The sequence below is a fragment of the Psychrobacter sp. CX97 genome, from assembly GCF_057396285.1.
In genome coordinates, this window is the sequence record NZ_JBXYJE010000012.1 from 82,786 (window position 1) to 103,451 (window position 20,666).

Below are 20,666 nucleotides of genomic sequence, written 5' to 3' on the forward strand. Positions count from 1 at the left end.
TATTAAACTATATTCTTTATGAAGACAGGTTTTGAGCCTGTCTTTTTTAATGGCGAATGTAGCACCTTATCTATTCTATAAATAATCCTGTCTTATAAACGTTCCTGTTTTATACCCGTATATCCTTGGTACTTATTTAAATGTATTCAAATTGCTAATAGAACTGACATTGATTGGTAGTTTGACCTATACTAAATATAATTTCTGACTAAATATATATACTCATTCATGATTGCAATGAGAAGTGTATTGGGTAGTGTTCATCCCTAAACTACCTATCAATTGCTCGATTATACCTTTTTCTAAATATGATATACCGATGAGGTTTACCATGCGTAAAATACCTGTTTATAATCATCCTGCTGCTGGCTGGTCTGCTTTAGTTGAATGTGCTGGTGTGTTGATGGATTACAAAGCCTTTCTACGTGGTAGCTATAGTGTTTTAAGCAGTAATCAACCTGAAGGCGGCTTTGATTGCCCGGGGTGCGCATGGCCAGATCATAAAACACCCAAAACGATTGATGTTTGTGAATCGGGTATCAAGGTACTTGCCAGTGAGACCATGAGTACGTGTGCAGATTCCGCATTTTTTGCTAAGCACCGTGTTAAAGAGCTGCAAACATGGTCAGGTTATCAGCTAGATCAGGCAGGTCGACTATCACAGCCTATGCGCTATGATGCCGAGCAAGATAAGTATGTGGCTATATCATGGGAGGATGCTTTTTCATGTATCGCACAGCAATTAAACAGTTTGGGCTCGCCAAATGAGGCGCTATTTTATACGTCGGGTCGAGTGACCAATGAGCCGGCATTTATGTATCAACTGTTTGTGCGTCTATTCGGTACCAATAACCTACCTGACTGCTCTAATATGTGTCACGAGCCAACCTCGGTAATGCTGTCTAAGCAAATAGGGGTAGGTAAGGCCACTGTCGTTCTGGAAGATTTTGAGAAGGCAAAACTCATTTTAATGTTTGGTCAAAATCCAGCAACCAATCACCCGCGTATGCTTGAGATGTTAGCGTATGCTCATGAACAAGGGTGCCGAATCATTTCAATTAACCCAATGCGTGAGCAAGGGTTACGCCGCTTTAGAAACCCGCAAAAAGTAACCCATATGGTGGCGGGAGGCAGTGATGAGATGGTGGATGAGGTAATACAAATCCAAATTGGGGGTGACACTGCGTTGCTTACCGGCATGGCAAAGTGGCTTATTGAAAATAACAAAATCAACCAAGATTTTATTGATAAGCAGACAGCAGGCTTTAACGAGTTTAGCCAGTGGGTACAAGCACAGAGTTGGGCTGATATCCAACTAGGATGCGGTATTAAACAAGCTGATATCATTAGTTTGGCTCGCTTAGTAGCTGATAGTCCAGCTACTATTTGTACGTGGGGAATGGGTATTACCCAGCATGTGCAAGGTGAAGACAATGTGGCAATGATTACGAACCTGTTACTGCTTATGGGAATGATAGGTATAGAAGGTGCTGGTGCTTCACCGGTACGCGGACATTCTAATGTACAGGGCGATCGTACTATGGGGATTCACGAGAGTCCCGCCCAAACACTATTAGATAGCTTGGAGCGTATTTTCAAGTCGCCCATGCCCCAAGAACCTGGCTATGATGTTGTCAAAGGTGCTCAGGCAATGACGCAAGGTAAGATAAAAGCCTTTATTGCGATGGGTGGGAACTACTCAGTTGCCGCACCAGATAACAAAGCAATCCAGCAGGCGCTCGCTAATAATCAGCTGAACGTGTTTGTGGCCACTAAACTCAATGAGACCATGCTGTATCCAGGTGTAAATAATATTATATTGCCTTGTTTGAGTCGTACTGAACGCTTTAGCACAGTTAATGGGAATCAGTTTGCCACAATTGAAGACTCTATGTGCCAGATTGTGCCGACGCAGGGGCGATTATCCCCTATTAGTGACTCCCTTAAATCTGAAGCACAGATTGTCGCTGGAATTGCGATGCATTTATTCGGAGAAGATAGCGTTATTGACTGGAAAGCACTGAGTGAGGATTACGATCTGGTGCGTGATTATATTGCCCAGACTATCGATGGGTTTGAAAATTTTAATGTGCGTATACGAGAAAACAAGCGTGGATTTCATTTGTATCATCCTGCCCGCCATTATGAATGGCATACAGAGAGTGGTAAAGCGCAGTTCGAAGTGCCCCTGTATCCTATCACTTATGTGGCTAAAGAGATGCATGATAAAACAGTGGCATACACTCAGAAGTCATTACCTCAACACGAAGTTGAGAATCAAGGCTCGCAGCAATCCATTTGGCAATTTACCAGTGTCCGTAGTCACACCCAGTTTAATACCACTATCTTTGGTCATGAAGACCGTTACCGGCAGACCAAACGCCGAGATGTACTATTTATGCATCCTGATGAGATGAGTAGAATGGGTTGGAGTGAAGGCGATAAAATCAAGGTCATCCGTGAGGATAGCCAAGGTAAACGGCGTACCCTAGGGCCATTAATATTGACTAAAATGGATATCGCAGCCAATGCGGTCGCTGCCTACTACCCAGAATGTAATGACTTAATGGATTTAGACAGCCATGCACCTGAGTCGCATATTCCTTCCTATAAATCGGTAACCGTTGAGCTACAGCACATTACGGAGGCAGCATCTGCTTAGCCAGCTTCTTGACCGAAAGTTTTCTTAACAAGGTTAGCGTCAATGTAGGTCGTAAGCCGCTTCATGCCTATGTGCTTAATGGCCGTACGCTTCATGACTATGTTTCTTGCACCACACATTTCCAAACATTGGCGCCCCACAATTACCCTATACAACGGTATTTCGATAGCAGACAATGCGATGATAGTTGACAGTGTAAAATCACATCCTATAAAAAAGAGTGTTGATGAAGAGCTTGCATTAGATGCTGCTCATAAACAGGTGCCTCTTGCTCGTCAGCACATGACGCAGCGAGATTTTTATCGCTTAACTGAGTTAAAGCAAGCGAGATCGGCTCAGTTAAATGTCAGCTTGACCCCTGAAAGTCTGGCAGTAGAAGCGGCAATAGCCATTGTGATCAATGGTATCCATTATGCGGTGCTTATGGCAAGTCCTAGTGAGCTTGAGTATCTGGCTATTGGGTTTTTATTCAGTGAAGGTCTGATTGAACATAGCCATGAGCTGCTAGATTGGGAAATTACCCAGCTAACGCCCTCTTCAAGCTTGCAAGACTTTACCAGTCGAAGCTTTGATGAGCCGGCGACATTTGCGGCTCTGGTGCAACAATTACAGTATTATGATGCCTATGTGGTTCAGCTAACCTTAAGCCAGCGCCGTCATCAGCGTATTCAAGCACAGCGCCGTCAACTTGCTGGGCGTACTGGTTGTGGTATGTGTGGTATCACAGGGCTGAAGCAAGCTCTACCCGATTTAAGTGCATATCAGCACGATTTTGCCTCTAAGCCTAATTTAGATGAACTGCTCAGACTGCGTGACCAGATAACCAAGGCTCAGCAGACGCACCAGCTCACTGGCGCTGTTCATGCAGCAGCGACTTTATATAAAGATGAGCTGCAAATTTTTGAAGATGTGGGCCGCCATAATGCACTGGATAAGTTGATTGGCTGGCAGCTATGTCATCAGGCTGAGCTTGACTGCGTGGTCATGACCTCAAGGCTGTCGATTGAACTGGTTCAAAAAGCAGTCCGTTGTCGATTACCTTGGTTAGTGGGTATGTCGGCGCCTACCAGTACAGCGGTACGAGTAGCACAGCAATATGGTCTTGGATTAGCAGGATTCTTAAGGGATAATAGAGTAACTTATTATTCTGGAAGCTTTGTTCCTAGAGAGCTATAGTTCTCATTAGTTGTCTTTTTAGCACACCTGCTAATTTCTTAAACGCTTCTTTAATAGTCCTTATTTATGATTGCCTTTGCAGCCCCTTTAATATCAGCCTTAATAACAAGTCTCAATCAGCATCGACAACAGCTAAACGGCAAGCGTATTTGGCTGGCGTGTAGTGGTGGACGTGACTCATTGAGCTTAGCAATGCTGTGTCGTCAGTTATTTGATGAAGGTCGATTGCCTTTTCTACCCCAGCTATTACATGTAAACCATGGTATGCAAGAATCAAATGTAGCATGGGCAAAGCAGGTAAAAGACTGGGCAGATAATAACCACATGTCTTGCCATGTATTAACCATTCACAGCGATATTAAAACTGAGCAATCTGCTCGGCAAGCTCGTTATGAGGCTATGATAAATGCGATGAATTCGGATGATGTGCTTATGTTAGGTCATCACATGGATGACCAAGTCGAGACTGTATTAATGCGCCTATTTAATGGGGCAGGGGTAAATGGCCTTAGCGGCATGGCTGACTTCTCTATTAAACGTTTCATGTTAAATGAAGATCATACTGATATAAAAAAATGTGCATCCGATAAAGCCATCCATTTATGGCGGCCTTGGTTGACGGTAAATAGGTCGCAGATTACCGCTTATGCTAAAGCCAGTAGACTACTCTATATAGATGACCCAACTAATGTGGTTAACTTAACTAGCGAGACTAATCATTCAAAGGCTAATTATTCAGAGTTTGGTGCCACTTTAAATGTAAATGATAGGGCATGGCTACGTAGTGTACTGATGCCGATTGTTACTGAACGTTATCCGCGCGCTGTTGAAGCTATATTTAGAACCAGCCAGCATATGCGTGATGCTAGTCATATTATTGATGAGCAGATTGAAATAGAATTAAACCGCTTATCCATAAACCCTCAAAGTATTCATACCCTTACCGATATGCAGTCGGTCATTGATATCAATAAACTGCACAAATTATCGTCTGCTATGCAGTCAGCAGTGATACATGCATGGTTGAGTCCAACCAGTTTAGAGTTACCACCCGCTAAACACTTGGTAAATGATGTGTTGAGACTGTCTCAACGTACAGATAACAATCATCAAACCTGTTTATTTTGGGACAATAGCTTATATAAATATGAGATTCGCCGTTATCAACAGCGGTTATATCGACTTAGAATGGATTGGCTCAACTGGCTTGATGTTAAGCCTGAAATAACAGAAATAAAGGTTACTAATCATACAGCTTCAACTATACCTGAGTATCATGAATTAAAAGCTGATAAATCAAATTTTGTGTGGCGGGTTGGTCACATGCCCAAACTAATTGAATTCATTTTTGAAAAAAAGTTAGCATCTGATGCTGATAAAAATTCAAATTGGGTGTTACGTTTTGAGTTATTGCCTCGTGATATAAAGCTTGCCTTAGCAGGTAGGGTAGGAAGAAAGTCTGGCAAAAAACTATTGCAATCAATCAATCAACCTGCGTTCATGCGTGACTCTGTGGTGTTGTGTTCCTTAGTCAAGCAGAGGGATAACGTAAGCTGCTATCAAAATGAAACCCTTTTTCCGCTGTTTATAGTGGCAATCAATGATATTTATCCAATACAAAGTGAGTTTGTGGATAAGATAGTAGGTTTGAGGAATAATCATCAGCTTGTCACTCAAGTGGTATATTCTGAGACTGGCTAATCATCACTTAATCAGTACTTGGGCATTGGTTAGCTATATGAGTTCTATAAAATAAGTTTTATAAGGTGTCATTTTTGCGAAAGAGTTTGCAAGAGAATCTGCCAAGATACTTTATGAGAATAAGCGGTCAAAAATAGCCACATGAAAACCATCAAAGCGATATGTTACACTAAGCAGCATTTTGATTTTAATAGTGCTAAAAGTTTAGTGTACGTATTTTCCAGCAACAATATCAAGAATAGGCCTATCAAAAATGGCATATCAAGAATAGAGAAAGGCTTTTTCCGAATAAGCTGCACATAAAGGATGGCTGAGGGTGTTATGAAAAATATTTTAGATAAAAAAAAGATTATGTTTATTGGCGGCGGTAATATGGCTCAAGCCTTAATAAACGGTTTGCTTGGGAGAGGGGTTAAGCCTAAAAACATTATTGTTTCTGATCCACATATCCAAAAAAACGACCTTGTCACAAGTCGAGGCATTATTGGAATTGATCCAAAATCGCCTAAGGTTAAAATATATCTTCAGGATGCTGATGTGGTATTACTAGCGGTAAAACCCCAAGTTATGAAAGCAGCTGTAGAAGATTTTGCTGACGTATTGGAGACTCAATTAGTTGTTTCAGTGGCAGCTGGTCTTTCAATGCAAACCCTAAGTAATATGTTAGGTGGATATCAAAAAATAGTACGTACTATGCCAAACACACCTTCGACAATTCAAAAGGGTGCATCAGGGCTGTATGCAACCGACATTATTAAGCAGGAAGACAAAAAATTAGCCGAAGCCGTCATGGCAACGTCAGGTTTAGTCAGCTGGGTAGATGACGAAGTGTTATTACATGCGGTAACCGCTGTATCAGGTTCAGCACCTGCTTATTTCTTTTACATGATCGAATCGATAATCAATGCAGGTATTGAGTTAGGCTTAACTGAGAAGCAAGCAGGAGCGCTTGCCATGCAAACGGCTTTAGGTTCTGCACAAATGGCCATCGCTAGTGATGAAACACCTGCCCAGCTTCGACATAAAGTTACCTCGCCAAATGGTACGACACAAGCAGCTATTGAATCCTTACAAGACAGTCATTTTAGTCAGATAATGCAAAAAGCAATGCAGGCTTGCTATGACAGAAGCGAAGAAATCAGTGAAGAGCTACGCAATTAGATTGCCGATAGATCTTTATAAAGTAGTACATCCCATTTATTTTAAGCCCAATTAGTAAGAGTATGCTGAATGACTAGTCCTATTTTTACCATATTTAATATGGTTATAAACTTTGCCATGTTGCTGGTTTTTATCCGGTTTATGTTACAGTTCTCAGGAATTGAACGTAATAACCCTTACGTTGAGCCAGCGTATAAAGCGACCCAAGTCGTTGATGTGTTTGGTCGCATCTTTCCAACCGTAGGTGATGGCCGTATTAGTCTGGCCGCGGTCATGTTATTGTTTTTGTTAAAGCTCGTTGACATATCGGGCAATGCCGCGCTACTGGGTTATGGTTACACTCCGGTAAAGCTGTTTTTTGAAGGCACGCTGTCACTGATTTTAGCTTTCTTACGGGCTGCTCGCTATTTAATTATTGGCTCAATTATCATTAGTTGGATTGTCGTGTTTACCCAAAAAATGCATCCTATTTTAGGTATTATCATGCAAATGGCAGAGCCGATACTTGCTCCATTCCGTCGCATTACTCCAAACCTTGGTATGCTTGATTTATCGCCAATGATCGCTATTTTTGGTTTATTATTAATTGAAATTATTGTGACTACTATTGCAAATAATTTGGCGCCGATGTTCGGTTAATAAAAAGTTATGTATTTTATAGATGTACAGTGTTTATGGCTGAATAGCATTTATGACAGACATGAACTTATTGAAGTTGATTCTCTATGTGCTGTGTTAATGAGTACAATACTGAATTAGTTATTAATAAGCGTAAATCAACCTTGCAAAGCTAGATTATTTTGCTATAATACTCGCCCACGACATGATGCAATAAGCTGGATTCTTTAGCTTTTGCATAGGTCGTGGTCTATATCGTCACGGTGAAGTGGGTGAGTGGCTGAAACCGCACCCCTGCTAAGGGTGTATACGTTAACGCGTATCGAGGGTTCGAATCCCTCCTTCACCGCCATTTTTAAATATATAATTTAATTAGTGTTGCAATTTATAGTTATAAGTTATTAAATTCAACAGTTGCTAAATAAATAATTAATTAAAAGTGATTGACTAAATAGAAATATTGGCTATAATAGCCAGCCTGTTAATAGCAGTACATCGCCTTTAATAAGAAGTATCGCTGTTAGTAAGAAGTAAAGTAAATAACTTCTTAAATACCATTAGTAACTATCTCAGTCTATTAAAGATGAAAGTTATTTATCAAGTGTATTTATAGGAAGGTTTCAGAAAACTTATTAGATAATTATGCGCCTTTAGCTCAGCTGGATAGAGCACTTGGCTACGAACTAAGGGGTCGGGAGTTCGAATCTCTCAAGGCGCACCATCTAATGTACAGAGTCAGAACTGGTATAAAATTTACTATCATTTTAAAGTGTCTATTTTATCTGTCGGCTGATTTACCTGATCTCATTTATTGTTCCAACCTACTATTTATCGTTCTAACCTAACATTTATGGTTCTAACCTAAGTAGTTACTATATTTTAATCGCCCTAAGTTTTGGCGATTTTTTTGTGCGTGTGCTTTTTGTATACCTGTATGTTATTCAATATTTTTGACTCCGCCTTATGAGCAAAAATACGCTACAATGCTAGACTTATTATGATTATACTATTTTAGGTTAACTTTATTTTATGAAAAAATTACATCATATAAAAAAAAGTAAGGTTAATACAGATCCTATTAATCGTAGCAAAAGCGATACTAAGAAATCTAGACCGAGTGGTATTGAAGGCGTGAGTATATCGGGCGAACCTGAAGTGGCGGGGGCAGGTTTGCGGATGATTGCAATTATTTATGATGGTATGCTTATTCTCGCCCTATTATTTTTAGTGGGTACAGTACTCACTGTGATAGGAACTATGATGACTATGGAGACAGGAGTTACCTCAGATCAAGCACAAACGTTACCGCAGTGGTATCAAAATCTCGTATTAACGCCAGCATTCATCATCACTCTCATCGGATTTTATGGGCTATTTTGGCGCCGAGCTGGTCAAACGCTTGGTATGCAGACTTGGCGATTAAAAACAGTAACTAGCACGGGTCAGCTGTTAAATTGGGGACAAACGGTTAAACGCATTTTGGCGGCATGCCTCGTTCCCGTATTATGTGGCTTAGTTGGTTTAGCATTACATGGGTCGCGAAGCGCTATGTTAGCGAGTGCTTTTATCGGCATCATTTTTAATTATGTTTTTTGCTCATTCAATCGGCGTAGTTTGGCGGTACATGATATTTTATCCAATACGGTTACCCTTAAGATGCCAAAGATTCATCACCAAGGATTATTTAAATCGCTCAGAAAGAAACAATAGCCTTTGTCAGTGGCATAAGTGCATAGTTAAATTGTATACCGATCGCTTAATTCTGAGATTAAATGTAGTTCATCTTGCTGACTTGTTATCAGTTGAATAGATATAAGTAAGCACTGCTAGCATTATTCAAACGTTCATACAAAACTTATGCTAACTATGACGGTAACTGCGTAGATTAATCGGTATAATCTAGACATGAAACAAACTGTCGATCGTGTGATTAGGAGATAACTATGAGCAAGCAAAATAATATCAACCTTAAGCAAGATATTTTTGCAGCGTTGATAGCTAAGCATGAAGTTCAACGGGACTTATGCGATAAGCTTGAAGCCACTGATAATAGAGATCAGCGCCTATCTATCTATAATGAGCTTAAGCTTGAGTTACAAGCGCATGCAGCGGCTGAAGAGCGTCATTTATACGTTCCAGTCATGCAGCACGATGAGGGTTTGGAGTTATCGCGCCATGCAATTACTGAACATCATGAAATGGATGAAATGATGGAAACGTTAGATGATGGACGTGTTAGTATTGATAATTGGAACGATACCTGTGCCGATTTGATCCATAAAGTACGACATCACTTAAAAGAAGAAGAGAACGAATTTTTCAAAGAAGCAAGTCAGATACTTGATGACGATTTGCAGCAGCGCCTTGGTGCTTTATATCAAGTTGAACATGATGAGTTTGCACTAAACCACAAAGATATGTAGCGTAGATCGTACACATAAAAAAGCACCGCTAAGCTATAGCGGTGCTTTTTTATGTGTATTGTTCGTTCATTTGCCAAACGGTCAATTCAGTCAGTAATGGGGATTTAATATGATTCTTGAAGTATTCGTGTGTCAAACTGACTAAGCCTACTATTTTAGTTACTTGTATCCATTTTATATCTTAATTTAATTTTGGGGTTAGCTATGCCAATACTTACTCTATTAATAACCGTTAGTCTATGATCTTCATACTTAGCAAGCTTGAAGAATTTATGTCGCAGTAAAGGCGGTTAAGTAGCGCCTTTTAATCAGGAGGTTCTAATTAAGCGCTTTTGCTGAGTGATTATTATAGTCAAAGAAGTCTAAAATGGTTACAAGGCAATCGAGTGCAAGTACTACTGGAGTAGGCTTAACGAGGTTAACGCCGTAACCGTTTAGTAGTTCGCTGACTATAGTATGCAATTGGTCAATTAAGTAAGCGAAGTTAACCCTAACCAAATAGAATATCCTATAAAGGCTGCTATTAATATAACCCCACTTTTTAGCTTAAGTTGATTTTGATGTTTAAAGGCAAAAATAGATAGCACAAATAATAATAGAGTAGAAATACCCACCATTAGCATATCTCGGGTTAGGATTTCAGGTTCAACACTCATGGGGCTAATAATAGCGGCGAGTCCAACCACGGCCAATGTATTAAATAGGTTGGATCCAATAATATTACCCAGTGCCATCTCATGTTTACCCCGTCTTGCCGCCGTTATACTAGCGACTAGTTCAGGTAATGAGGTGCCAATGGCTATGATTGTCAAACCTATAATAAGCTCACTAATGCCCCAGAATCTGGCCAGTTCAACAGCGCCCCATACAATAGCGCGCGAGCTAGCAATTAATAACCCTAAACCAACAAGCACAGTAAAGAATGCTTTAGTGGTGTTAATATTATGACTACGCTCAATTTTGCTATCATGATTACTACGTATACTCAAAAAAATTTGAGTTAATAACACAATAATAAGGGCTGCAATAAGAACCACACCATCAATTAATGATAGATTTCCATCGGTTAGTTGCCAAGCCGCTAATAGCGTTATTATCAATAGCAAAACCATATCGTGTTTTACAACCGAGCTGGAGACTAAGATAGGACTAATCACGGCAGTGGCACCAAGTACTAAGGTAATGTTAATAATATTAGACCCATAAGCATTACCTAATGCCAACCCCGGACTACCTGCATAGGCAGAAAGAGCGGAGACCACCATTTCAGGTGCTGAAGTACCAACACCCAGTATCAAGACACCTACCAAGAAGCTAGGCATATTAAAGCGTAAGGCTAAATCAGTTGCTCCATCGATAAACGTATCAGCACTCCATACCAAAATAACAAGACCGATAACAATAGCGATTACAGCTAGCCCCATAAGGCTTCCCCTTTTGTTTATTTCAATAAAAAACGCCATACAATCATATTGTTTGGCGTTTATAAAGCCTGACTACCGTCATGTTTTAAGATACTTGCACAGGAATAATGTTAGCGGTGTCTTTAACAGTATTATCTTCATTACAATAAACCAATTTAGGCTTATGTAAATCAGCTTCTTGTTCGTCCATTTGGGCATAGGCACAAATAATGACAATATCGCCTAAGTCCGCTTGATAGGCGGCGGCACCATTAAGTGAAATAATGCCAGAGCCAGCTTCAGCTCTTATCGCATAAGTACGAAAACGTTTACCATTACTAACATTATAAATATCAATCGATTCATTCTCACGGATACCTGCCAAATCAAGAAGGTCGCCATCAATACCGCAAGATCCTTCATAATGTAAATCTGCATGAGTAACACGCGCTCGGTGTAATTTGCCTTTAAGTAGGGTCAACAACATAAGCAGTTCCTTGGAATCAATTAAATAGTCTAAATGGTGTGCATGCTAAATTAGCCATTTGAGCGTTTTGCAAACGGCTATATTTATATAAATTGGGCAAAAATAAAAGTTTTAAATAGCGGGTTAATCAATATCAACAAAAACCTAACATTAAAATTAATACGGTTTAAGTCATTGAATTTATATCGAAGGTAATCTAAAGCCATTAATTTGAGTGCGCGCCTTTTCGATATTACCAGTAACCATAAGTTCAAGCGAGTTTATTGCTGCATCTAATGAGGCATCAATTGCAGTTTGCTCATCAGTTGAGGGCTTGGATAACACATGCCCACTTACTTTAGATTTATGACCTGGATGACTAATACCAATACGCAAACGATGAAAGTCGTTGCCTAAATGCGGTGTGATATCTTTGAGGCCATTGTGACCACCATGCCCACCTCCCGTTTTAAGCTTGATGCTTCCAGCGGGAATGTCAAGCTCATCATGAGCTATTAAGAGCTCTTGAGGCTTAATACCATAATAATTAACCATAGGCACAACGGACTGACCGGATTTATTCATAAACGTCGTGGGTAGAAGTAAACGCACATCTGTATTATATATGAGTCCGCGACCGGTTAAGCCATGAAACTTTTTATCACTGGTTAACTCAATATTAAACAGGTCAGCAACTTGGCACACAAACCAAAAACCAGCATTATGCCGTGTTTGGGCATATTGCTGGCCTGGGTTACCAAGCCCAACGATTAGTTTAAGTTGGGACATGGCTTTCTCACTTTATTAAGTCTTGAAATGCTTAGGTTCAAACTTGTCATAACTATAAAGTAGGTCATAGAGGACAATTACTCGTCGTCTTTACCTTCTTCTTCAGAACCTTGTTCAGTAGCTGGTACATCAGCAGCATCAACTGTTTCGGCATCTTCATCAACTTCATCAACTTCTTCAACAGTTGGTGGCTGCATGTTAGCAACAGTACGGTCTGTACCATCTTCGTTTTCAAGCTCTACTAAAACAACACCTTCTGGAAGCTTGATGTCTGATAGGTGTAGGGAATCACCAATCTCCATTTCTGACACATTAACTTCAAGATATTCTGGAAGTTGTGACGGTAGGCAGATAGTTTCCAAATCTGAAACTAGAGTAGATAATACACCACCAGCTTTAGTACCTGGGGCATCTTCACGACCAACAAAATGAACAGGGATATTCATGTGGATCTTCTCGCCTTTAACAATGCGTTGGAAATCTGCATGCATTGGGTAACCCTTTGAAGGATGGCGCTGTAGGTCTTTAATAACGGCTAATTGCTCGTCATCGCCTATCTTAATAGTTAAGATATTTGAGAAGAAGGCTTCATTCTCTAACAGCTTCCACAACTCATTGTTTTTAATAGAGATAGCAGTGGGCTCATCGTTACCACCATAAATAATGGCTGGAACTAAGTTTTGCTTACGCAGGCGGCGGCTCGCACCTTTGCCCTGCTGGTCTTCAGTACGGGCAATGCCCTGAACTGTATATAATACGTTACTCATAGGAGTATCCTTGAAAAAATTAGGTTGTTGATGTTGTACAGCACGTTTGCGACCAACGAGACAGTACAAGAATCAGGTAATCTGAATTTGCGTAGAAAGGCAATAAATGCATTTCACACAGATACAGAGGCCGTATTATACGCATTTGTCTGGTTAAAATCCAGTACAAAAAACCGCTATCAATAAGATAGCGGTTTCAATCGACTAATAGCGGAAAATAATAACCGCCAGTAATAACGAGAAGCAAATTAGCGGCTTTAGAATTTAAATATCAATGTATTCAAACATTGCGCTGATAGACTCTTCATTATTAATACGGCGTAAGCTTTCAGCTAATAAAGAGGCTATAGTAACTTGGCGAATCTTATCACAGGCTTCAGCTTCCGCCGTCAACGGAATGGTATCAGTTACCACAAGCTCATCCAGTACTGAGTTACTGATTGTTTCAATAGCTTTACCCGATAGGACAGGGTGAGTAATATAACCCAGTACACGGCGCGCCCCATTGTCTTTCAATGCTTGTGCTGCTTTACAAAGCGTACCAGCAGTGTCCACCATATCATCAACAATAACACAATCACGATCTTTTACATCGCCAATGATATGCATGACTTGCGATTCGTTTGCACGGGCACGACGTTTATCAATAATCGCTAAATCAGTATCGCCAAGCTCTTTTGCCATGGCTCGAGCACGCACAACACCACCAACATCGGGCGACACAACCATTAGATTGTCATAACCTTGTTTTTGCAGGTCTTTTAATAACACAGGGGTGGCGTAGATATTATCTACTGGGATATCAAAGAACCCCTGAATTTGGTCTGAATGCAAGTCAACGGTCATAACTCGGTCAATACTAACGATGTTTAGCATGTCAGCGACTACTTTGGCGGAGATAGGGACACGTGCCGAACGCGGACGACGGTCTTGACGAGCATAGCCAAAGTAGGGCATAACGGCAGTAATTCGGCCAGCACTTGAGCGACGAAGTGCATCGGCCATTACCATGATTTCCATTAGGTTATCGTTAGTTGGAGAACAGGTAGGTTGTAAAATGAAGACATCTTTACCACGGACATGCTCTTTTATCTCAACTGCAATTTCGCCATCGGAAAAGCGGGTAACATCAGCTCTACCAAGAGGAATATGTAGATGGTCAGCAACCGTTTTTGCCAGCTCAGGGTGGGCATTACCCGTAAAAATCGCCAGATATGGCATGGTTCAAGTCCTATTTATTTGACTTAAGAGAGGAGCAGTAGAGACTGCACAAATAAAAAAGAGAAGTTGAACGTTCAGAAAATGGTAGGGGTAGCTGGACTCGAACCAACGGATGTCAGGATCAAAACCTGATGCCTTACCAACTTGGCTATACCCCTATAACAAATAACAATCATCAAGATACTTGTTCATACTCTTATAAGAACAAATTTAACATTCTTCTTGATAATTAGCTATTAGAAGGTTTTTTATTTTTTAAAATAACTTCTAATATTGATATTGCTTTTCGATAACGTTCGAGGCGAACTATACCGAAAACTAACTAGACATGTCAATAAACTAAATCGTTTAAAACCACTATTAAAAACGACTTACAGTATGACGAAAATGGTAGGGGTAGCTGGACTCGAACCAACGGATGTCAGGATCAAAACCTGATGCCTTACCAACTTGGCTATACCCCTATATGGGCGAGTTATTATACAGTACAAATTGATGATTGCAACTGTTTTTAAGTTTTTTTGCAACAGAAAAATTATGCAATCTACTAACGGTACTAGCCAATAAAAGACCTAAGCCACAATAGAGTGAGTAATTACCCAGCGGCATGGTGGAACATGGACATGCTCAATATAATGTTCTATCTCATTAAGCTTGCTACTCGGAATAGGAAGATATACGCTGCTACCCGTGCCGGTCATTCGAGCGCTACTTTGGGTAATACGTTCTAATCCTATTAAATACTCTAAAGCGCATCTGACCTCTGGAACTAGCTTTATTACGATGGGCTCAAAAACATTACCAAATGGTGTTTTGAGCTTGCTAACAAAGCAGCTTTGTTGCTCAATGATCTCTATATGAGTGAGGTTAATGACGTCTCTTTTAAGCTCAGGGTGAGCAAACAAAGCTTGTGTTGAAGCATGTGCATTTGGATTTAAAATGAGATAATTTTGCTTAGGTAGCGCAATCGGAGTAAGCACCTCACCGATACCTTCGGCAATGGCATCTTTACCAAATAAAAATATAGGGACATCTGCCCCAATACTTGCACCAATCTCCATGAGTGCGGCTTGGTCTATGGGCAGTCTCCATAGTTTAGTTAAGGCCAATAGGGTGGTCGCAGCGTTAGAGGAGCCGCCCCCCAAGCCTGCGCCTGTGGGCAAGTTTTTATTTAATCGAATGTGAATAACCGGCAAGCTTTCTAAACCGCTAGAGGGTAGCGAACTGGTAGGCAGTGGTATATTATTATTTTTTACCCAATTTATTAGACCATTAGCGGCTTTAACAATCAAGTTATCGAGTAGGTTATCTGTCAGTTGAACATTGCAGCTCAGGGTTATGGGCAGGTAGGTCTCGCTAATAGGCTCAGATAATTGAAACGGCTTTTCTGTGACATAAAAATCAAGGGTATCACCCCAATCGAGCAAACGAAACACAGTTTGCAGATTGTGATAGCCATCTTCTCGCTTGCCTATAATATGTAAAAAAAGATTGATTTTAGCTGGGGAAAACAGGCTGAGCTGCGGTATTGAAGTCATAAGCGACACCCTATATTTATGGTAATTTCACATGACTGCATTATGAGTCTAATAACATGAGCTTAGTGACATAAGCTTAGTGACATAAGCTTAGTGACATGAACTTAGTAAAATAGACCAAGTGACAAAGCTTGCCCTAATGGCGTGCCTTTATGGAGAGGGCTAAAAATGAAGGTTCATCCCTATTGATTCAAAGTAGCTTAACTTAGCGTTCTTAAGGTTAAGGCTGTGTGTGGATAATCGTCATAATAACTCTATGTCCATCGTCACGCTGTACTTTAATCTTGTTGGGTAAGGTGTCTTGAGCATTATAACTAAACGTTGCTAACCAATTGGTATTAGTTGCAGTTTTTAAACGACCCATACTGTCTTGCGTACTCTTACTATCAGAAGGGGCAGGATGTCCAGATATCCAGTAAGGCATCTGGGATATGGGCGCAGACCAGCCAGTGGCTTTGTATAATAATTCTTCAGGACTCGTAGCACTCATCTCCCCTGTCTGCTCACTAACCAGCTTTGCCGTATTGCCGTTATACTCGATAGTGGTATGACCTATGCCTAAAGCACCGGTAAGATCGATTGCAAATCGATTATTATCTTGAGCCCAGACGTAGAAAGCACTACCAGACTGCGCTGCTTTGCTGTCATTTTGCGGTGTGGTTACACCAATTTTTCCCCGTATATTAAACTTAGGAAGCACTGTAGGCGTCATTATCTGGCTACTTGAATCATGGGGTGCAACCGGTTTGATAGTTTGGCAACCTGAGGTTACAAGCGCACAAGCGATCAAGCTAACTGCCAGTAAATAATGGCTGTCGGTAACTTTTTTCAGTCTGCTTTTGGATACACTCTTGGTTGAGTGTGTGGTTGAATATTTGGATAAGTATTTTTTTGAAAATATTGACATGATAATTCCTAAGTCTTAATCACAATAGTGACGGGCTATTTTGCTAGATTTTATCAGCCTCGGGTAGTGGCATAGTCGAATGATATGATAGTCGAATGGTATACTGGCCTTTAGTAAGCCTGTAATCGATCACTGATATCTTTTTGACCCAATCCAAAACGATTTTGTAAGTCGGTTAGTAATTTCGATACCTCATCATCACGCTCTAACCCTTGATAAGCACGTAATAAAATTATACCCGTATCAAGGGTTGGAGACACTTGATAAGGTACTTCTAAATAATTGACCACAGCTTGGTAACGCTGTTTAGCTAAGGCGTCTGCTGCTATTAAATTTAGTGCCATTAAGTAATTGTCTTGACTATAAAATGCTGAGTCAAAAGGTAAATTTAATATAGATTGCGCAATCTCAAGTGATTTATCAATATCTTGCTGGTTATCGCTTTCAAATAAAAGCACAGCTAAGGTAATTTTGTAATCGGGATTCTCAGGGTTTAGAAGAATTAACCGATTTAAGAGGCTGCGTTTTAGCGTCGCATCCTTATCATTATCGAGTAATTGTGCCCTGGCAAATAATAATTTAGTATCGTCAGGGAAGCGCAGATTTGTGTCGGCTAATATTCTCAGTGCGTCATCAATTCTGTTTTGTTGGCGTAAAATATCTGCCTGCATAATGGCACTATCAGGCGCATAGACATCAAACTGCTCGCTAAATAACTTTAGAGTATCTAAAGCACGTTCAGGTTCGTTTTGTAGTAGTTGAATAGCCACAAGCTTTTTACGGGCTTCTAACACCAAATTTTCTTGCATCACTTTGGATAAGAAGCGCTCAGCTTTGTCATAATTACCTTGGCGCTCAGCACTGATACCTAAATAATAATAAGCTCGATCAAGATAATAAGGCGAAGAGGCTAGGCTAGAGAGGAGCTCATCAGCTTTTTCATAGGCTTCAATATCGATACTGACCAAAGCTGCAAGTAAGGTTATTTCATCATCTTGGAATAAATCGTGTGCTTCTAGAAGAAGTGCCCAAGCCTCTTTATTTTGACCGAGCGATAAGCGATAGCGAATTTCATATAAATACAAAGTTTTGTTATTAACAAATCTTTTTCGTTCCTTTTCAATATAGCTTAATACTTCTGGATAGGGTTGTAGCTGTTTTATGATATCTGCCTTAAGGGTAATATAAGGGGCATTATTAGGTTGAGCTTTTAAGGCTTTACTAATGCTAACGTAGGCCTTTTCTGGTTGCCCAAGCTGTGACATCAAACCCGCCTCCATCACTTGGATGGATGAGTTTTCGTGGTCTGGTAGATCTTGCAATGTTGCAAGTAACTTACGTTTATCGGCTGCGTTGGTTGGGTAGATACCAATGAGGATTTCGCTCAAATCTGCTTGAGGGTCGTACTCTAAGATTTGAGTTAGTATATTACCTGCTAAGCTATAATCATAAGCTTTGAGGGCTAAATGAGCGACATAAAATTGAGCAGGGATATGCTCAGGATTCTGCTGCTGCCAAGATTTTGCAAAGCTTAGCGAATCTTCCACGGGCTCATATAACAGTGATAACGAGAGCGCGCGTTCAAAAACGCTAGTGGCATCATTTTTGAATGCTTCTGCTTTATAAATAGACAGCGCTTTGTCTATGTCACCACGATTAGCCAAGAACTCGGCATGCATCACATTCATAAGACTTGGTCTTTTACGCACTATGGTTTGGTCAGGTGTGACTTGAGGTTCAGTGCGATTGTCAATTTTTGACTGCTCTTCCGCTGCTGAACCTGAACTTTGGTTTGTATTTGCTCTATAGTCTGCCTTTTTATGCTCTTTAGAAGGCAGTAAAACACGTATGATCGGATCAAACACACTGGCACTGGCTGGTAGTGAATAAGTGGTTATACCAACAACTGTAATGACCAAGCAAACCTTTAACATACGGCGACTTTTTAATCTACTTTTCAGAGTATCAGGTAATTTATATTTAGACCCAGTTTTCTTTTTATTTGACTTATTTGAGCTAGGTAAATAAGTTAAATGGCGCACCCACAGACGTGTGCTAGCACAACGAAAATAGTTTTCGCATCCTATATTATCGCCTTCAATGAAGGTTTTAGACGGATTTAAATGGTGCAGGAATATCATGATTAAGCCGATAATAATTAAGTATAACCAAAGTCATTTTAAACGCTTACCCTAGTAACGTCGCTTGCTGTACCCAATTTAATCAATCAGCGACTATCTAAGCTCGGTTGTTTTATAACCATTTATTAAGGCAACTTCTTATCAAGGTAACTTCGACTATAGACTATTCCCTAAAGCGGATAGTGAGTAGCAAAAATAAAACATTCAATGTTGAACTTGATTTAACTAGAGCACAACTAAGAGAATATAGCTGAGTAGTATAATCAGTTTACCAAGTAAAGTTCGTATACTGTGCAACTGTAATGGACTAAAGACATTATACAATTACTAAAAAAATACTTAGACTAAAAATTAAGTGAGTAATAATAAGTACGGTGTTCACAGCCAGACCAACCGAGACGGCGCTACTAGTAAGAGTGGTTTGACTACATATGATAAAACCTATTATGACTTTATGCCTTAACTCTATCTTAACTATCGATTGTTAACTATTAATATTGGTATATTATCATTTTAGATAGTTATTTCATCGGGTAATTACTTTTGACGTGTCCATAACCAATCGGCCAATCCGTGCAAGTAAGTATAGTTGCCAAAGGTTTGGGTAATTGCATTGTTTGCTGAACTAAATAGTGTTTGGGCATAGTTTTGAGCGTCGTCAACACCCATTAGCTTAACATAGGTAGATTTATTTAACGCTTCATCGCTACCAGCAGGTTTGCCTAAATCTTGGGTATTGCTAATCACATCTAAGATATCATCCTGTACTTGAAACGCTAAGCCAATGTTAGTAGCAAACTCTTGTAAAGCCAGCAATTGACTGTGTTTATCACTGTTTTCATCAGCTTCAGTTAAGGCACATAACCCACCCATCAATGTAGCCGCTTCAATCAGCGCGCCTGTTTTGTCATGGTGTATGGCCTCTAGTGCATCCTGCTGTACTGTTTTGTTCTCTGCGTTTATATCTAGCATTTGACCCATTACCATGCGACGGGCACGGGGGGTAAAGACTTGCAAGGTATCAATAGACTGTGTAACTGATACGGGTTCAAAATCAGCAATGTCCGCTGTCAATACTTCAAATGCTAAGGTTTGCAGTGCATCACCTGCTAATAGGGCTGTCGCCTCATCAAACTTAATATGGCATGTGGCTCGCCCACGACGTAAGTCATCATCATCCATACAAGGCAGATCGTCATGAATGAGTGAATAGGTATGTAGTAGTTCAACAGCTAGCATAGCACGGCGGCAAGCGTCGTTTAAAAAAGGGGTATCAACTTGAGCATTTGTTGTGGTTTTCATCACAGTTTGGTAGCTGGCGGCAACCAGTAAAGGCCGAACCCGCTTGCCATTGCCTTGGATTGCATAAGCACAAGCATCCCTTAAGGGACTGGGCATATTGGCATGTTTTAGGACGGTTTCGATGTCCTTTTGTAGAGTCGTTAACACTATCTCTGATAAGGCCTTGAATTGGGCTATAGCTTGAATCTGGTTGTGAGTCTTATTAGGAAAGCGGTGTAGAGTGTTGGGTTTTGTCATGAGGTTATAATGAGTCTTATGTAATGATTTTTGGATAAGCCAGTTTTGAGTATAAGCTAGGATCAATGAGCTAGAGAAGTCTTGAGTTCAACTTATTTAGTAAGCATCTCAACAATGGGTTTTAATAGTAATTATTATTTAACATATTGTTTTA

At 40.2% G+C, this 20,666-nt stretch carries 16 protein-coding genes and 4 tRNA genes; 9 read left to right on the forward strand and 11 right to left on the reverse strand.

Features of this window, described 5'->3' with window-relative positions; translation table 11 throughout:
• Positions 1 to 331: 331 nt before the first annotated feature.
• The 9 genes from AC2SLL_RS10240 to AC2SLL_RS10280 all read left to right on the forward strand — a co-directional run bounded on the left by AC2SLL_RS10240 (position 332) and on the right by AC2SLL_RS10280 (position 9,741).
• Positions 332 to 2,662 carry an FdhF/YdeP family oxidoreductase gene (locus tag AC2SLL_RS10240; protein WP_486531593.1) on the forward strand — a complete coding sequence of 777 codons (2,331 nt, stop codon included), beginning with the start codon at positions 332 to 334 and terminating at the stop codon, positions 2,660 to 2,662.
• Positions 2,663 to 2,755: 93 nt separating this feature from the next.
• Positions 2,756 to 3,838 (forward strand): formate dehydrogenase accessory sulfurtransferase FdhD, encoded by a 1,083-nt coding sequence (locus AC2SLL_RS10245; RefSeq protein WP_486531594.1) that lies wholly within the window; start codon positions 2,756 to 2,758, stop codon positions 3,836 to 3,838.
• 66 nt (positions 3,839 to 3,904) lie between these two features.
• The gene (tilS, locus tag AC2SLL_RS10250; RefSeq protein ID WP_486531595.1) at positions 3,905 to 5,539 is read left to right on the forward strand and encodes a tRNA lysidine(34) synthetase TilS; all 1,635 of its coding nucleotides are present in this window, start codon (positions 3,905 to 3,907) and stop codon (positions 5,537 to 5,539) included.
• A gap of 321 nt (positions 5,540 to 5,860) precedes the next feature.
• Complete coding sequence (proC, locus tag AC2SLL_RS10255; RefSeq protein WP_486531597.1) at positions 5,861 to 6,700, forward strand: pyrroline-5-carboxylate reductase; 840 nt, start codon at positions 5,861 to 5,863, stop codon at positions 6,698 to 6,700.
• Positions 6,701 to 6,769: 69 nt separating this feature from the next.
• Positions 6,770 to 7,339, forward strand: coding sequence for a YggT family protein (locus AC2SLL_RS10260; RefSeq protein ID WP_486531598.1), 570 nt, complete (start codon positions 6,770 to 6,772; stop codon positions 7,337 to 7,339).
• Between the two features lie 241 nt (positions 7,340 to 7,580).
• Positions 7,581 to 7,670, forward strand: a tRNA-Ser gene (locus AC2SLL_RS10265).
• A gap of 292 nt (positions 7,671 to 7,962) precedes the next feature.
• A tRNA-Arg gene (locus tag AC2SLL_RS10270) sits at positions 7,963 to 8,039 on the forward strand.
• 308 nt (positions 8,040 to 8,347) lie between these two features.
• Positions 8,348 to 9,028: an RDD family protein gene (locus tag AC2SLL_RS10275; RefSeq protein ID WP_486531600.1), complete on the forward strand. Its 681-nt coding sequence runs from the start codon at positions 8,348 to 8,350 to the stop codon at positions 9,026 to 9,028.
• A 233-nt stretch (positions 9,029 to 9,261) separates the two neighbouring features.
• A complete protein-coding gene (locus AC2SLL_RS10280) occupies positions 9,262 to 9,741 on the forward strand; it encodes a hemerythrin domain-containing protein (RefSeq protein ID WP_486531601.1) in 480 nt (159 codons plus the stop codon).
• Positions 9,742 to 10,211: 470 nt separating this feature from the next.
• Here the strand turns inward: AC2SLL_RS10280 and AC2SLL_RS10285 are convergent, their stop codons facing one another.
• From AC2SLL_RS10285 to AC2SLL_RS10335, 11 genes are all read right to left on the reverse strand, one after another.
• Positions 10,212 to 11,165: a calcium/sodium antiporter gene (locus AC2SLL_RS10285; protein WP_486531602.1), complete on the reverse strand. Its 954-nt coding sequence runs from the start codon at positions 11,163 to 11,165 to the stop codon at positions 10,212 to 10,214.
• 85 nt (positions 11,166 to 11,250) lie between these two features.
• Positions 11,251 to 11,631 carry an aspartate 1-decarboxylase gene (gene panD / locus AC2SLL_RS10290; RefSeq protein WP_486531603.1) on the reverse strand — a complete coding sequence of 127 codons (381 nt, stop codon included), beginning with the start codon at positions 11,629 to 11,631 and terminating at the stop codon, positions 11,251 to 11,253.
• A gap of 180 nt (positions 11,632 to 11,811) precedes the next feature.
• Complete coding sequence (gene pth, locus AC2SLL_RS10295; RefSeq protein WP_486531604.1) at positions 11,812 to 12,399, reverse strand: aminoacyl-tRNA hydrolase; 588 nt, start codon at positions 12,397 to 12,399, stop codon at positions 11,812 to 11,814.
• Between the two features lie 77 nt (positions 12,400 to 12,476).
• On the reverse strand, positions 12,477 to 13,166 hold the full coding sequence (locus tag AC2SLL_RS10300; protein ID WP_486531605.1) for a 50S ribosomal protein L25/general stress protein Ctc: 690 nt from the start codon (positions 13,164 to 13,166) through the stop codon (positions 12,477 to 12,479).
• A 264-nt stretch (positions 13,167 to 13,430) separates the two neighbouring features.
• Positions 13,431 to 14,387 carry a ribose-phosphate pyrophosphokinase gene (locus tag AC2SLL_RS10305; RefSeq protein WP_486531606.1) on the reverse strand — a complete coding sequence of 319 codons (957 nt, stop codon included), beginning with the start codon at positions 14,385 to 14,387 and terminating at the stop codon, positions 13,431 to 13,433.
• An 82-nt stretch (positions 14,388 to 14,469) separates the two neighbouring features.
• Positions 14,470 to 14,545: transfer RNA gene (locus AC2SLL_RS10310), tRNA-Gln, on the reverse strand.
• Between the two features lie 230 nt (positions 14,546 to 14,775).
• Positions 14,776 to 14,851: transfer RNA gene (locus AC2SLL_RS10315), tRNA-Gln, on the reverse strand.
• Between the two features lie 108 nt (positions 14,852 to 14,959).
• Complete coding sequence (ispE, locus tag AC2SLL_RS10320; RefSeq protein WP_486531607.1) at positions 14,960 to 15,925, reverse strand: 4-(cytidine 5'-diphospho)-2-C-methyl-D-erythritol kinase; 966 nt, start codon at positions 15,923 to 15,925, stop codon at positions 14,960 to 14,962.
• A 220-nt stretch (positions 15,926 to 16,145) separates the two neighbouring features.
• The gene (gene lolB, locus AC2SLL_RS10325) at positions 16,146 to 16,832 is read right to left on the reverse strand and encodes a lipoprotein insertase outer membrane protein LolB (protein WP_486531608.1); all 687 of its coding nucleotides are present in this window, start codon (positions 16,830 to 16,832) and stop codon (positions 16,146 to 16,148) included.
• Between the two features lie 110 nt (positions 16,833 to 16,942).
• Positions 16,943 to 18,973 carry a tetratricopeptide repeat protein gene (locus tag AC2SLL_RS10330; RefSeq protein ID WP_486531609.1) on the reverse strand — a complete coding sequence of 677 codons (2,031 nt, stop codon included), beginning with the start codon at positions 18,971 to 18,973 and terminating at the stop codon, positions 16,943 to 16,945.
• Between the two features lie 537 nt (positions 18,974 to 19,510).
• On the reverse strand, positions 19,511 to 20,512 hold the full coding sequence (locus AC2SLL_RS10335) for a polyprenyl synthetase family protein (RefSeq protein ID WP_486531610.1): 1,002 nt from the start codon (positions 20,510 to 20,512) through the stop codon (positions 19,511 to 19,513).
• Positions 20,513 to 20,666: the final 154 nt, after the last annotated feature.

What these genes read in the sequence shown, in the direction of transcription:
- AC2SLL_RS10240 (WP_486531593.1), top strand. Translation starts at nt 332, where the DNA reads ATGCGTAAAATACCTGTTTATAATCATCCTGCTGCTGGCTGGTCTGCT.
- AC2SLL_RS10245 (WP_486531594.1), top strand. Translation starts at nt 2,756, where the DNA reads ATGACTATGTTTCTTGCACCACACATTTCCAAACATTGGCGCCCCACA.
- tilS (WP_486531595.1), top strand. Translation starts at nt 3,905, where the DNA reads ATGATTGCCTTTGCAGCCCCTTTAATATCAGCCTTAATAACAAGTCTC.
- proC (WP_486531597.1), top strand. Translation starts at nt 5,861, where the DNA reads ATGAAAAATATTTTAGATAAAAAAAAGATTATGTTTATTGGCGGCGGT.
- AC2SLL_RS10260 (WP_486531598.1), top strand. Translation starts at nt 6,770, where the DNA reads ATGACTAGTCCTATTTTTACCATATTTAATATGGTTATAAACTTTGCC.
- AC2SLL_RS10275 (WP_486531600.1), top strand. Translation starts at nt 8,348, where the DNA reads ATGAAAAAATTACATCATATAAAAAAAAGTAAGGTTAATACAGATCCT.
- AC2SLL_RS10280 (WP_486531601.1), top strand. Translation starts at nt 9,262, where the DNA reads ATGAGCAAGCAAAATAATATCAACCTTAAGCAAGATATTTTTGCAGCG.
- AC2SLL_RS10285 (WP_486531602.1), bottom strand. Translation starts at nt 11,165, where the DNA reads ATGGGGCTAGCTGTAATCGCTATTGTTATCGGTCTTGTTATTTTGGTA.
- panD (WP_486531603.1), bottom strand. Translation starts at nt 11,631, where the DNA reads ATGTTGTTGACCCTACTTAAAGGCAAATTACACCGAGCGCGTGTTACT.
- pth (WP_486531604.1), bottom strand. Translation starts at nt 12,399, where the DNA reads ATGTCCCAACTTAAACTAATCGTTGGGCTTGGTAACCCAGGCCAGCAA.
- AC2SLL_RS10300 (WP_486531605.1), bottom strand. Translation starts at nt 13,166, where the DNA reads ATGAGTAACGTATTATATACAGTTCAGGGCATTGCCCGTACTGAAGAC.
- AC2SLL_RS10305 (WP_486531606.1), bottom strand. Translation starts at nt 14,387, where the DNA reads ATGCCATATCTGGCGATTTTTACGGGTAATGCCCACCCTGAGCTGGCA.
- ispE (WP_486531607.1), bottom strand. Translation starts at nt 15,925, where the DNA reads ATGACTTCAATACCGCAGCTCAGCCTGTTTTCCCCAGCTAAAATCAAT.
- lolB (WP_486531608.1), bottom strand. Translation starts at nt 16,832, where the DNA reads ATGTCAATATTTTCAAAAAAATACTTATCCAAATATTCAACCACACAC.
- AC2SLL_RS10330 (WP_486531609.1), bottom strand. Translation starts at nt 18,973, where the DNA reads ATGATATTCCTGCACCATTTAAATCCGTCTAAAACCTTCATTGAAGGC.
- AC2SLL_RS10335 (WP_486531610.1), bottom strand. Translation starts at nt 20,512, where the DNA reads ATGACAAAACCCAACACTCTACACCGCTTTCCTAATAAGACTCACAAC.